The organism is Couchioplanes azureus (assembly GCF_014648355.1).
Classification (GTDB): domain Bacteria; phylum Actinomycetota; class Actinomycetes; order Mycobacteriales; family Micromonosporaceae; genus Actinoplanes; species Actinoplanes azureus.
Genome location: NZ_BMQY01000006.1, coordinates 419,521 through 431,565, shown reverse-complemented (window position 1 = coordinate 431,565; position 12,045 = coordinate 419,521). Strand labels below are relative to the sequence as shown.

The following is a 12,045-nucleotide window of genomic DNA, read 5'->3' as shown; positions in this document are numbered from 1 at the left end:
TTTTTTTCACGCCCGTCAGCTAAAGTCAATAGCCTAGACCCGACGGAGGCCCGATGCTGCCCATTCCTGTCAATCCGGCTGCCCTGCCCGCCCCCAGCGGCTATTCGCACGGCACTCTGGTCGGCAACACGCTGTACCTGGGCGGCCAGACCGCCTTGGACAAGGACATGAAGATCGTCGAGGGCGGCATCGTCGCGCAGTTCCGTCAGGCCTTCGGCAACGTCCTCACCACGCTGCGCGCCGCGGGCGGCCGGCCGGAGGATCTGGTCAGCATCACGATCTACCTCACCGACATCCCCGACTACCAGGCGCACGGCAAGGAGATCGGCCGGGTCTGGCGCGAGCTGGCCGGGCCCGTCTATCCGGCGATGGCCGGCATCGGCTGCACCGCGCTGTGGCAGCCGGAGGCGTTGATCGAGATTCTGGGCGTCGCGGTCATCCCCGAGGAGCGGCTCGTCAGGCCGTGACCCCGCCCATCACCGAGCTCGCGAAGCGATGCGCGGGCTCGGTGAGCCTCTCGCGCAGCTCGTCGAAGAGGGCGGCCGCGCGGACGCCGTTCCAGCCGGCCGGCAGGAGCTCCGGTGGCAGTCCCGGATCGAGGAAGGGAAGTCGCCGCCACGCGGTCAGCGCCCGTACGTAGTCGTCGAACGCCTCCGCATCGCCGCCCCCGGCGCCCCGTGACCAGCGGGCCAGCACCGGGTCGAACGAGTCCAGGAACTCGCCGTAGAGCTTCTGCAGACCGTCCAGGTCCCACCAGCGACCCGCCAGCTCGGCGACGTCCCCGAACGCCAGGTAGTCGGCGTCGAACAGGTCCACGAACCCGGACAGGTCGTAGCGTTCCAGCACCTCCCGGGTCTCTTGGCGCAGGTGGCGCGGCGCGATCCACACGCCCGAGGCGACCGTGCCGAAGCCCAGCCAGCTCAGCCGGGAGCGCAGCACGTGCCGCTGCTGGCGCTGCGACTCGGGAACGCTGAAGATCGCGAGCAGCCAGCCGTCCGCCAGGTCGGCGCGGGGCCGGCCGAAGATCCGCTGGTCGCCCTCGTCCAGGATGCCCCGGGCCTGCTCGGACAGGCTGTATCCGGCCGCGCCGCCGACCTTGCGCGCCTCCAGCAGCCCGCGGCGCTTGAGCCGGGAGATCGCCGAGCGCGCCGCGGGCGCGTCGACCTTGAGCCGGTCCATCAGCTGGATCAGGGCGGAAACGCTGATCCAGCCGCCGGCCTCGCGCGCGTACAGGCCGTAGATCGTGACGATGAAGGCGCGGGGCCGGGTGGACCTCGGCTCCTCCTCGGTCGCACCGTTCGCCGTCGTCACGAGGACACGATAAGGCCCGCCGGATCGGGCCGGGGCGGCGCCTCTTGCAAACCGTACGTACGTCTTGTTGAATCGGGCGAGTGATCGGAAAGCTCCTGCCCGCCCGGGGCACCCCGCGGATCCTGGTGTTCGCCACCTTCGTGAACACGTTCGGCAACGGCGCATACCTGGCCGCCGAGGTGCTCTTCCTGACCCGCTCGGTCGGGCTGACGCCGGCACAGGTCGCCGTGGCCCTCAGCGTCGCCGCCGGGGCGGCGGTGGTGCTGACCACGCCGATGGGATACCTGGTCGACCGGGCCGGGCCGCGGCGCGCGATGATCGGCGCCCTGGTGACCCTCGCGGTGGCCTACTGCGCGCTGGTGCTGGTCCGCGACCTCGGGCACCTGCTCCCGGTCGCCTGTGTGATCGCCGTCGGCGACGCGGTGGTCAGGGCGGCCAACGGCGCGATGATCGCCGGTGCGGTGCCGCCGGCCGAGCGCGTGCGGACCCGGGCGTTCATCCGTGCCACGAACAACGCCGGCATCGCCCTCGGCACCCTCGCGGCCGCCGTGCCCCTGCTGCTGGACACCCGCGGCGCCTACCTGGCCCTGCTGGCCGGCAACGCGGTGACCAGCCTGGCGGCGGCGCTGGTCGTGAGCCGGGCCGGCGCGGTGGCCGCGGTGCGGGCACCGGCCGGAGGGCCCCGGCTGGTGGCGCTGCGCGACCGCCCGTTCCTCGCCTTCGCGGTGCTCGACGGCTTCGTCGCCGCCCTGTACAACGCGATGCTCAGCCTGGCGCTGCCGCTGTGGCTCGTCGCTCACACCGAGGCGCCGGCCGCTCTCGTCTCCGTGGTGCTGCTGGTGAACACCATCGGCTGCGTGACGCTGCAGGTGTGGGCCGCACGCGGCATGCACACCGCCGCCGCCGCGCCCCCGGCGATCCGCCGCGCCGCGATGCTGCTCGCGCTCTCCTGTGTGCTCTTCGCGTCGACCGGGGACGCGCCGGTCTGGGCGGTCGCCGTGCTCAGCGTGGCGGCCGCCGCGGTGCACGTCGTAGGGGAGCTGATGCTCGCCGGCGCCTCGTTCGTGGTGGTCTTCGACCTGGCCCGGGACTGGGCGCACGGGCAGTACCAGGCCGTGCACCAGACCGGCCGGCAGATCGGCAACATGGTCGCGCCGCCGCTGCTCACCGCGCTGGTGATCGGCTGGGGCGTACCCGGGTGGCTGGGCCTGGGCGCCATGTTCGTCGTGGTGGGCCTGGTCAGCGCGAGGGTCGTCGGGTGGGGGCTGCACACCCGGCAGCCCGAGCCGCCGGCCGACACCGCCGTGCGGAGTGACGTCGCGGCATGACACCTCGCCAACCGGCGTAACCCTGCGACAATGGGCCGGTGGCAACCGATGGAGCCGGCGGCGGCCCGTCCTTCCCGGGGGCCTCGCCGGCGGGTGACCGGGTCGACTGGCGGGGCATCGTCATCCAGGGCGCCGGTGAGCCGCCCACGATCGTCAACCTGGCCCCCGGCGACAGCGCGACGTTCGGCCGGGGCACCGCCGAGCTGCCGGTCGATCTCCCGCTGCCGGACGCGGGGGTGTCCCGGCTCGCCGGCGCGATCACCGCGGTCGAGGATCACTGGCTGATCAGCAACCTCAGCCGTCGCAACACGTACGTGATCAGGAACCCCGAGGGAGGCGGGGAGTTCGTGAAGCTCGCCCCCCGGCGCCTCGACATGCCGGTGCCGTTCGAGTTCTCCCAGGTGTTCCTGCCGGGCCTGCAGGACTCGTGCTCGTTCTACGTGTTCGCGTCGCAGCATCTCTACGCCGATCACCACGAGCGTCCCGACGGCACGGCCGATGCCACCCGGATGGCGTTCCCCCTGGACGAGACGGCGAAGTACTTCCTGGTGCTGGTGGCCCTGTGCGAGCCGCGGCTGCGTGACCCCTCGTCGCCGGTGATCCGTACCGTTCCGGAGATCCTCGACCGCCTCGGTGGCACCTCGGGTCTCACGAGATCGGCGGTGAACTTCCACATCGACTACCTTGCCCGCTCCAAGCTGCGGGTGAAGACGCCGAAACCCGCCGCCGACGGCGGCGACGGGTCGAAGGCGGACTGGCAGCGGGCGGCGTTGATCTCCCTGGCTCTGCAGTTCGACCTGGTACGCGAGGAACACCTGAGCCTGCTGCCCCGCTGACGAGCGCGGGCGGTCAGGACGTCTTCGGCTGGTAGGCGTCGAGGTTGGCCCGCAGCCTCGGCATGTACTCCTCGAGGGCCGGCCGGTCGGGCACGCCGTTGGCTTCGCGGACCACGTCGGCGGACGTACGCCAGGCCGCGACCAGGTTGATCCTCGGGTCTCCCGGCACGTCGCGCAGCTCGGGCGCGAACCTGCACAGGAAGTCGCCCACGTGCGGAATGGAGACCTCGGGCGGGAACGGTGGTTTCGGCTCCCTCGTCCGCTGGTCCGGCGGCAGGTAATACTGCAGGACGCTCGGCGTCCACCGGGCGATGCCGTACTCGTCCTTGTCTTTGTCGCTCAGATTCGGATCGAAGTTGCTCTCCGTCTTGAGCATGGCGGCCACCAGGTACGGCGTCACGACGGGATAGTTCGGGCACTTCGTCCCGGCCGTCACGATGAGGTCGTAGTACTGGCGGGGGATGTCCGAGTCCGTGCGGAAGTACTTCTCGTATCCGGCCGCCGCGCTCTTCTCCTCCGCGTCGGCGCTTGCCTCCCAGGGCTGCCAGACCGCCAGCGAGGCGATGCACGAGGCGAGCGCGAGGGAGCCCACCGCGCCGACCGCCCGCCGGTTGCGGACGAAACGCCGCAGGACGCTCCGGGAGGCGGCGGTCCGCGAATCCGCTCCGGCCGCGGCGCGCGCCCTGCTCAGCAGCTCCGCGGCGGTGTGCGCGGCGCGGCCGGCATGGTCGGGAGCCAGGCAGTCGGCGATGAACCGCTGCCACTGTGGAGGGATGGTCGCCGGCAGCGTGAGATTGCCGCGCCCTTCGGCGTAGGCGGAGGCCGCCGCCATGCGGGCGCGGGATGTCACGCCGGGGAACGGCAGGCGGCCGGAGAGAAGCTGACAGGCGGTGACGCCGAGTGCCCAGATGTCCGCGGTCTGGCGTACGAGGGTGCCGTCGGGGGTGATGCCCTCGGCCCACCGTTCCGGCGGCATGTGATCGGCGGATCCGCCCGGTGGCAGATAGGCGTGCGTGCCGTTCAGCTCGGCGGAGAGCCCGAAGTCGGCCAGCCGGACCGAGCCGTCGGCCATCAACAGGATGTTGCTCGGCTTGAGGTCGCCGTGCACCCACCCGGAGGCGTGCAGGTGGGCGAGGCCGGCGCAGATCTCCTCGATGAGCCGGGGCGCCTCGGGCAGGCCGTGCTCGGCGCCGGCCAGCGCCTCGGCCACGGAGCGTTCGGCCCGCTCCATCGCGATCACCGTGGCGCCGTCGAGGTCGGGACTGGCGGGGTCGTCGACGACATAGGTGCCGAGCACCGAGATCACGTGGGGATGCTCGAGCCGCCGGTGCGCGGAGAGCTCCCGGTCGGTCATGGCGGCGAGATGGGAGAGCTGGCGCGGGGTCAGCGTGCCGGTGGGCAGGAACTTCAGCGCGGCCTGCCGCGGGCCCTCCGTCGCCCGGTCGTGCACCGCGGCATAGACGCTGCTCCAGCTTCCGCTGGCCAGTCCCTGCGTCACCTGCCACGGTCCGACGCGGTAGCCCACGGGGACTCGCACGGTCCAGTGCTGGTCGTCCATCGCGCCTCCTCGGCTGTCGCGCCCTCCCGGCCGGAGAGCGCCCGCCCCTCTACGGCTGGAGAGCATGGCAAACGAGATCGTCGATGTCCAAAAGACCAGCGGCCCGCGGGGCCGGGGCGACATCGCCGAAGTGGCTCAGCCGGGGGCGCGGGTGGCCGATCCGTACCTTGACGCGGCCTATGGGAAGGGGAGCCGGTGACCGTTCGGAGCTGGAGTCTGCGGCTGGCGGCTGTGACGCTTATCCCTGTGACGCTCGGCGGCTGCGAGGTCCCCGAGGTGCTCGGCGGCGGCACGGACGCGGCCGCGCCCGACGCGGCCGAGCCGGCGCCCGGCTGGATCGTCGTGCAGGAAGGCGCGCGGCAGGACGAGCCGGTCCCGGTGAAGGCGACGCCCACGCCGACCGCGACACCCACGCTCACGCCGCCGGCCCCGTCCGGGTCGTCGCGCAACGACCCCGGCAGGCCGCTGGATCCCCGCTGTGTCGGCAGCCTCCAGCCCGGCAAGATCGCCGGACTGGACGTGCAGGCCGGCGCGACCAGCGCCACCGTCCGCTGGCTCCATGCCGGTGACAAGAACGTGCGCGCCTACCGCGTCACGAGCTTCTCCCAGGACCTGGTCTCCGGCCAGCAGGCTCCGCTGGAGTGGCACGAGGTCAAGCCGGGCGACAAGTGCGCCACGCTCTCCGCCACCATCACCGGACTGCGGCCCGGAACCCCGTACATGTTCTCCGTCGACGTCGTCCGGGCGACTTCCTGGCAGAACGGCAACCTCGCCGCCACCATCGCCCGCTCCGGCGTGGTCCGGACCGCCACAGCCTGACGCCGTCACCTGACCACGGGCGGCCGTCAGTGGGTGGCGGAGATCTCGGCGATGAAGGCGTACGGGTAGTCCGGTGTCGGCGGTGCGCTGACGGCGTCCAGGCGTTCGGTGGCGGCCGGGTCCAGGTGCAGGTCCGCGGCGGTCAGCGACTGCCGCAGCTGTTCCGCGGTGCGCGCGCCGACCAGCGCGGCCGTGACGCCCGGCCGGTCCATCACCCAGGCCAGCGCCGTCTGCGCCGGGGTGAGGCCGTGCTGATCGGCGACCTCCAGCAGCGTTTCGACGATGTGCCAGGTGCGCTCGGTCCCGCGCCGGGAGACCGCCTCCAGGCCCCGGTCCGGATCGTCCCCGAGCCGGCTGTCCGAGGGCAGGCCCTGCCCCCGCCGGTACTTGCCGGTCAGCCATCCCGCGCCGAGCGGCCCCCACACCATGGTGCCCATGCCGAGCGACTCGACGGCCGGCAGCAGCTCCCACTCCGGCTCCCGCACCAGCAGGCTGTACTGGGGTTGCAGCGACACCGGCGGTGCGATGCCGCGACGGGCGCAGCCGGCATGGGCCAGCGCGACCTGCCACCCGGTGAAGTTGCTCAGCCCGGAGTGGGCGATCTTCCCCGCGTCCAGCGCCTCGCCGACGAACTGGGCGAACTCGTCCAGGGGTACGCGGGGATCCGGGCCGTGCGCCTGGTACACGTCGATCCGGTCCAGGCCCAGCCGGCGCAGGCTGGCCTCCAGGGCGCGCTGCAGATAGTCCCGGCTCAGTCCCGCGCCCGGCTGGCCGGTGACCGGGAACCGCGCCTTGGTGGCGATGACGAGCCCGTCGCGCAGCCCCGGGCGCTCTCGCAGCCACCGCCCGACGATCTCTTCGCTGCGTCCGTCGGCATAGACGTCAGCGGTGTCGATCAGGGTGCCGCCGGCCTCCACGAAGGCGTCGAGGATGGCGAAGGAGGCCGGTTCGTCGGCCTCCTGCCCGAACGTCATCGCCCCCAGGGCGAGGCGCGAGATCAGCGGTCCAGTGTTTCCGAGCCGGCGAAGTTCCATCGATCAAGGTTAGAGCACCTGGGAGAGGAAGCGGCGCAGCCGGGGATGGGCGGCCCCTTCGAAGATCGCGGCCGGCGCGCCGGCCTCGAGCACGACGCCCTGGTCCATGAAGGCGACGGTGTCGGCGACCTGGCGGGCGAACCCCATCTCGTGGGTGACCACGACCATGGTCATGCCCTCGGACGCCAGGTCGGCCATCAGGCCCAGCACGCCCTTGACCAGCTCGGGGTCGAGCGCGGACGTGGCCTCGTCGAAGAGCATCACCTGCGGCTGCAACGCCAGGGCGCGGGCGATCGCGACGCGCTGCTGCTGCCCGCCGGACAGGTGGGCCGGTCGCGCGTCGGCCTTGGCGGCGAGCCCCACCTGGTCCAGCTGGGCGCGGGCGATCGTCACCGCCTCGTCCTCGGGAAGCTTCTTGAGCCGCCGCAGCGCCAGGGTGATGTTGCGCAGCACGCTCATGTGCGGGAAGAGGTTGAACTGCTGGAACACCATGCCGACCCGTTGCCGCAGCCGGTCCGGGTTCTCGCCCAGCACGCTGCGGCCGTCCAGCAGGACGTCACCGCGGTCCGGCTCGATCAGCCGGTTGACGGTACGCAGCAGCGTCGACTTGCCGGAGCCGGACGGGCCGATGACACAGGCCGTCTCCCCGCGGGCCACGTCGAGGTCCACGCCGCGCAGCACCCGGTTCGGCCCGAAGGCCAGGTGGATGTCGCGCAGGCTCAGGCTGACCGAGGTGGTGGTGGCGGCGGTCATCGTTCCCTCCCCGGTACGGCGCCGGTCAGCGCCAGATCCGTGTCGTCGTCGTCCGTGGCCGGCGGCCGGCCGTGCCGCAGCCGCCGGTCGATCCAGTTGACGACGTGGGTGAGCGGCACGGTCAGCGCCAGATAGAAGAGCCCCGCCAGCAGCAGCGCGGACTCGTTGCCGGTGGTGGCGGCGTGGTCCTGGCCGATCCGGAACAGCTCCCGCTGGCTGGCCACCAGGCCGAGGAAGTAGACCAGGCTGGAGTCCTTGATCAAGGCGATCAGCTGGTTCACCCAGGCCGGCAACACCCGGCGCACCCCCTGCGGGATGATCACCAGCCGCATCGACTCGGCCCACGAGAAGCCGAGCGCCCGGGCGCCCTCGAGCTGGGCGGCCTCCACGGACTGGATGCCGGCCCGGAAGATCTCACCGATGTACGCCGCCGCGATCAGCGACAGCGCCAGGATCCCCAACGGGTACGGGTTGGGCCCCCAGATCTCCATGCCGAGCGGTGCCAGCCCCACCCCGATCAGCAGAATGGTCGCCGCGGCCGGCAGCCCCCGGAACACGTCCGTGTAGACCCGCGCCGGCCAGCGCAACCAGCGCGTACGCGAGATGCCGGCGACGGCGAGCAACAGGCCCAGGACGGAGCCGAGCAAGGCGGCGGAAACCGCCAGCACCAGGGTGTTGCGCAGCCCGACGGTCACCATCTCGGGCAGCGCGGCCCGCATCGACGGCCAGTCGAAGAAGGTCTCCCAGAGCGTGCCCATGCCGTCAGGAGCTGGCGGAGGCCGACGTGCCGGGCGAGGCCGGAGCCGGGGCCGACGTGCCGGGCGAGGCCGGGACCGAGGCGGCCCCCGCGGTGGCCGGGGCCACGACCTTGCCGCTGCCGGGGGTGAAGCCGGCCGGGATCGGGCGGCCCGGGTAGTACTGGGCCTGCAGCCGGCTCCAGGTGCCGTCGGCGATGACCTCGTCGAGGCCCCGGTTCAGCGCCTCGCGCAGCGCGTCGTTGCCCTTCGCCACCGCGTACGCGGTCGGGGCCGGGCTGAGCTGCTTGGCCGCCACCTTGATCTTGGATCCGCTGTCCGCGGCCGACTTCTCACCGATCTCGGCGGGGGCGATCCAGGCGTCGGCGGTGCCGGCCTTGAGCTGGTTGATGGCGCCGTTGTAGTCGGGCACCCGTACCGGGTTGAGGCCCTTGCCGGTGGCGTAGTCGTCCTGGACGGTGCCCTGCACGACCACCACCCGCTTGCCGCTCAGCTGGTCGAAGCCGGTGATGGTGGAGTTCGCCGGGACGTCGAGTCCGAAGTAGCCGAAGTCGTACCCGTTGCCGAAGTCCACCGTCTTCTTGCGCGCCTCGGTCACGGTGATCGAGGAACTGCCGACGTCGAACTTGCGGTTGTTGACCTGGGACAGCAGGGCGGAGAAGTCGGTGCCGACGAACTCCACCTTCAGGCCGAGCTTGGCGGCGACCGCGGTGAGCAGGTCGTTGTCGAAGCCGGTGAACTTGCCGTCCTTGAGGTAGACGTTCGGCGGGGCGTCGGTGAGCGTCCCGGTCCGCAGCACACCGGGCTGTTGCAGACCGTACGGGTTGTCGGCCGAGCTGGAAGCCGCGCCGCCGCCGCAGGCGGTGAGCGTGGTGGCGCCGAGGATCGCGGCGATGCCGAGGGCGGCGGCCCGGGTCAGGGCAGGCAGAAATCGCACAGGGGTCTCCTGATGAAAGGGGTGTTCCGGTACTCGAGAGAGGGTTCGGGCGCGCTCAGCGCGCAGCGCAGGGCCGACACGCGGCGCTGCAGACCCGCATCATGTCGACGTGCCGGCGCCGGGTCAGGGCCGGCGTCGCGGCGGCACCGAGCGGTGCGGCACAACTGCGGGAAGACATGGTTCTCCTAGGTCGGTGATGACCTGGGAACCAGGCCACGCTTGCACGGGAGCCTTGCTCCGGTGCCTGGTCTTCACCCGGGGCACCCCACCGCGGAGGAGGGTTGCCGGCCAGCAAGCCGGGGCTCGATGCTGGCGCTCATGACCTGTCATCGAGGCTAGCAGCCCCGGTCGCCGGATCGTCCAGTCGTTATGACCACGCTCACTCTCCGTGCGCGGCGCCGCCGGCGCCGAGCAGGCGCTCCCAGCTGGCGTCGTCGCGCTGGAAGACGCGGTCCTTCACCTGGGCGGGACGCACACCCTGGGCGACCCGGTGCTGCCACTCCCCGGCGAACCGCTCGGCGCCGGTCACGTGCAGCGTCGCCGCGCCGAGCCGGCCGGCGGCCCGGGCGGCGCGGTAACCGTCGGCGACGCCGCTCAGCGCCGCGTCCAGCGCGACCGTCAGCGCCCCGACCTCGTCGGCACCCCAGCGCCGGAACGGGGCCACGGCGAACTCGTACCGGGCGGCGTCCGGGTGCCGGACCGGGCGGCAGGTCGCGTTCACGACCTCGAGGCCGGTGCGGTCCAGCGCGGTGCGCAGGGCGCGGACGACGTGCGACTCGCGGAGCCGCTCGCCGGCCACGTCGCTGAGGTTGCGGCGGCCGGCGTACTCGACGCGGGGCACCCCGGCCACCCGGTCGACCACGCGCACCACGTCGCCCACGGCGTACCGGTAGAGCCCGCCGACGTGGGTGAAGACGACGTGGTACTCGTGCCCCTCGGCGAGATCCTCCATGAGCAGGGTCGCGCTGTCCGGGCGCAGCTCGTCGTCGGCGGGGACGAACTCGTACAGGGCGGCCGGAACGACCAGGGAACCGGCGGTCGCGTGGCGGTCCAGGGCCACGGCGACCGGCCCCTCGGAGGCGGCGACCGGAGCCGGCAGGACGGTCACCCGCGGACCGAAGCTCTCCCGGAGCCGGGGCAGGTAGAGCGAGGCCAGCCCGGTCGTCCAGCAGAAGATGAGCTCCATGTGCGGCCAGACGTGCGCCGGCAGCAGCGTGCCGTGGTACGCGGCGAGGCGTTCGAGCTCCGCGGCCCGGTCGCGGTCGGCCGAGCCGAACGGCCTCCCGTCGAGCGTGCCGTCGTGCAGATCCTTGACGATCCGCGGCAGCCACTGGGCGAGCTGGTGGGGCAGGGCCGCGACCATGGCGGGGTTGATGCCGATGACGCAGCGCAGGTCGGCCTCGACGGCGAGCCGGAGTCGCGCGTACGACCGCTCCAGGTGGTGCTCGCTCCAGACCCCGGCCGGCAGCATGGACCAGGGTGCTCGGGTGCCGGGCTCGGCCGCGAGGTGCTCGCCGAAGGCGGCGCCGAAGTCGACCTGGCTGGCACCGGCGTGGGGCCGTCCCGAGGCGGTGGTGGCGAGGCGGGAGACCGGGTCGTGTTTGAGGTTGAGGGTCGTGTCGTCGCGTTCCAGCACCCGTGGGAAGTGTTCGGCGAAGTTGGCCCAGGCCGCGTAGTAGAAGGGGAAGAAGCTGTGCCGCATGAAGCTGCGGGTGACCGGGATCTTCTTGTTGTCGCCCGTACTCCCGCTGCTCATGAAGAACACCACCGGGTCGTCGGCCGTGAGGACCTGCGCTTCGCCGTCGGCCGCCCGGTGGATCCACGGCGCCAGGGCGTCGTAGTCGCGGATCGGCACGGCGGCGCGGAAGTCGTCGACGTCGCGGATCCCGGCGAAGCCGTGCTCCACCCCGAAGGCCGTGCCGGCGTTCTCGGTGAGCACGCCGGCCAGGGCGCGCCGCTGATGGGCGACGCCGTCCGCCAGCGCGGCGCGCAGCCCGTCGCGTTCGGCGACGGTCCTACGCCGGTACCGGGCGACCCGTGCGGCGATCTCCGGATCGATGGTCACGATCACTCCTCACGAACTCCTCGATCTGACGGGCGATGTCGCCGACGTCGGCGGCGGTGCCGATCACCCTGGTCGGTACGTCCCGCACCTCCGCGAGCATGAGCCGGCGGAGATCGGTCTGGAAGCGGACGAACGCCTCCCGGCTCGGCCGGTCGCCGTAGTGCTCGAAGCGGTTGACGGCGGCGCCGTTCCCGGCCCGCCGCCAGGCGACGCCGGCGTCGGTGTCCAGATAGACGACTCCGCGCGGCGCGGGAAACGAACGCCACCAGGCGAAGATCTGCTCGTTGGCCAGCCCGCTCAGGCGGCACTTCGCCAGGATCTTGTAGTAGTACGAATCGACCAGCACCGGGCGGGTCGGGTCGCCGGCCAGCACCTGATCGCGCAGGAACACCACCGCCGTCTGCACGATGCTGAGGACGAAATCGGCGGAATAGCGGCGACCCGCCTCGCTCAGCGCCTCCGTCAGGAACTCGGTGCGCAGCCGGGAGACCAGGGGATAGGCGCCGCCGAGGACGTCGTCGTCATAGGAGGCGATCCGCCAGCCGGTGCGGCGCGCCAGCGCGGACAGCACCGAGGACTTGCCCGCATAGTCGGCCCCGAGGAGCACCCAGAACTCCGAGCCGGGCATGAACACCTCCGCGTGCGATCG

The 12,045-nt window shown here is 72.3% G+C and carries 12 protein-coding genes and 1 riboswitch; of the genes, 4 read left to right on the top strand and 8 right to left on the bottom strand.

The annotated features are described in order from the left end of the window. The first annotated feature begins 53 nt into the window (after positions 1 to 53). Complete coding sequence (locus IEY99_RS23555; protein WP_189206194.1) at positions 54 to 467, top strand: RidA family protein; 414 nt, start codon at positions 54 to 56, stop codon at positions 465 to 467. On the opposite strand, the gene IEY99_RS23550 is transcribed toward IEY99_RS23555, so the two are convergent. Then, positions 457 to 1,311 (bottom strand): PaaX family transcriptional regulator, encoded by an 855-nt coding sequence (locus tag IEY99_RS23550; RefSeq protein WP_229799148.1) that lies wholly within the window; start codon positions 1,309 to 1,311, stop codon positions 457 to 459. The two genes, IEY99_RS23555 and IEY99_RS23550, sit on opposite strands and share 11 nt — an antisense overlap. A gap of 80 nt (positions 1,312 to 1,391) precedes the next feature. On the opposite strand from IEY99_RS23550, the gene IEY99_RS23545 reads away from it, so the two are divergent. Next, complete coding sequence (locus IEY99_RS23545; RefSeq protein ID WP_229799146.1) at positions 1,392 to 2,639, top strand: MFS transporter; 1,248 nt, start codon at positions 1,392 to 1,394, stop codon at positions 2,637 to 2,639. Between the two features lie 38 nt (positions 2,640 to 2,677). Beyond that, positions 2,678 to 3,475, top strand: a complete 798-nt coding sequence (locus IEY99_RS23540) for an FHA domain-containing protein (RefSeq protein WP_229799145.1) — start codon at positions 2,678 to 2,680, stop codon at positions 3,473 to 3,475. 13 nt (positions 3,476 to 3,488) lie between these two features. On the opposite strand, the gene IEY99_RS23535 is transcribed toward IEY99_RS23540, so the two are convergent. Beyond that, on the bottom strand, positions 3,489 to 5,033 hold the full coding sequence (locus tag IEY99_RS23535; protein ID WP_189206192.1) for a serine/threonine-protein kinase: 1,545 nt from the start codon (positions 5,031 to 5,033) through the stop codon (positions 3,489 to 3,491). A 231-nt stretch (positions 5,034 to 5,264) separates the two neighbouring features. Between IEY99_RS23535 and IEY99_RS23530 the strand changes: the two genes are divergently transcribed. Next, a complete protein-coding gene (locus IEY99_RS23530) occupies positions 5,265 to 5,852 on the top strand; it encodes a fibronectin type III domain-containing protein (RefSeq protein ID WP_189206191.1) in 588 nt (195 codons plus the stop codon). A 26-nt stretch (positions 5,853 to 5,878) separates the two neighbouring features. On the opposite strand, the gene IEY99_RS23525 is transcribed toward IEY99_RS23530, so the two are convergent. From IEY99_RS23525 to IEY99_RS23500, 6 genes are all read right to left on the bottom strand, one after another. After that, positions 5,879 to 6,886, bottom strand: coding sequence for an aldo/keto reductase (locus tag IEY99_RS23525; protein WP_268245140.1), 1,008 nt, complete (start codon positions 6,884 to 6,886; stop codon positions 5,879 to 5,881). 9 nt (positions 6,887 to 6,895) lie between these two features. Further along, positions 6,896 to 7,639: an amino acid ABC transporter ATP-binding protein gene (locus IEY99_RS23520; protein ID WP_189206190.1), complete on the bottom strand. Its 744-nt coding sequence runs from the start codon at positions 7,637 to 7,639 to the stop codon at positions 6,896 to 6,898. Beyond that, the gene (locus tag IEY99_RS23515) at positions 7,636 to 8,397 is read right to left on the bottom strand and encodes an amino acid ABC transporter permease (protein WP_189206189.1); all 762 of its coding nucleotides are present in this window, start codon (positions 8,395 to 8,397) and stop codon (positions 7,636 to 7,638) included. Before IEY99_RS23515 ends, IEY99_RS23520 begins: the two co-directional genes overlap by 4 nt. Before the next feature lie 4 nt (positions 8,398 to 8,401). Then, the gene (locus tag IEY99_RS23510; protein ID WP_189206188.1) at positions 8,402 to 9,331 is read right to left on the bottom strand and encodes an ABC transporter substrate-binding protein; all 930 of its coding nucleotides are present in this window, start codon (positions 9,329 to 9,331) and stop codon (positions 8,402 to 8,404) included. A gap of 210 nt (positions 9,332 to 9,541) precedes the next feature. Further along, positions 9,542 to 9,655, bottom strand: a riboswitch (SAM riboswitch). Positions 9,656 to 9,710: 55 nt separating this feature from the next. Beyond that, positions 9,711 to 11,396: a GH3 family acyl-acid amido synthetase gene (locus IEY99_RS23505; protein WP_229799143.1), complete on the bottom strand. Its 1,686-nt coding sequence runs from the start codon at positions 11,394 to 11,396 to the stop codon at positions 9,711 to 9,713. Continuing rightward, positions 11,347 to 12,024 (bottom strand): hypothetical protein, encoded by a 678-nt coding sequence (locus tag IEY99_RS23500; RefSeq protein WP_189206186.1) that lies wholly within the window; start codon positions 12,022 to 12,024, stop codon positions 11,347 to 11,349. Before IEY99_RS23500 ends, IEY99_RS23505 begins: the two co-directional genes overlap by 50 nt. Between the last annotated feature and the right edge of the window lie 21 nt (positions 12,025 to 12,045).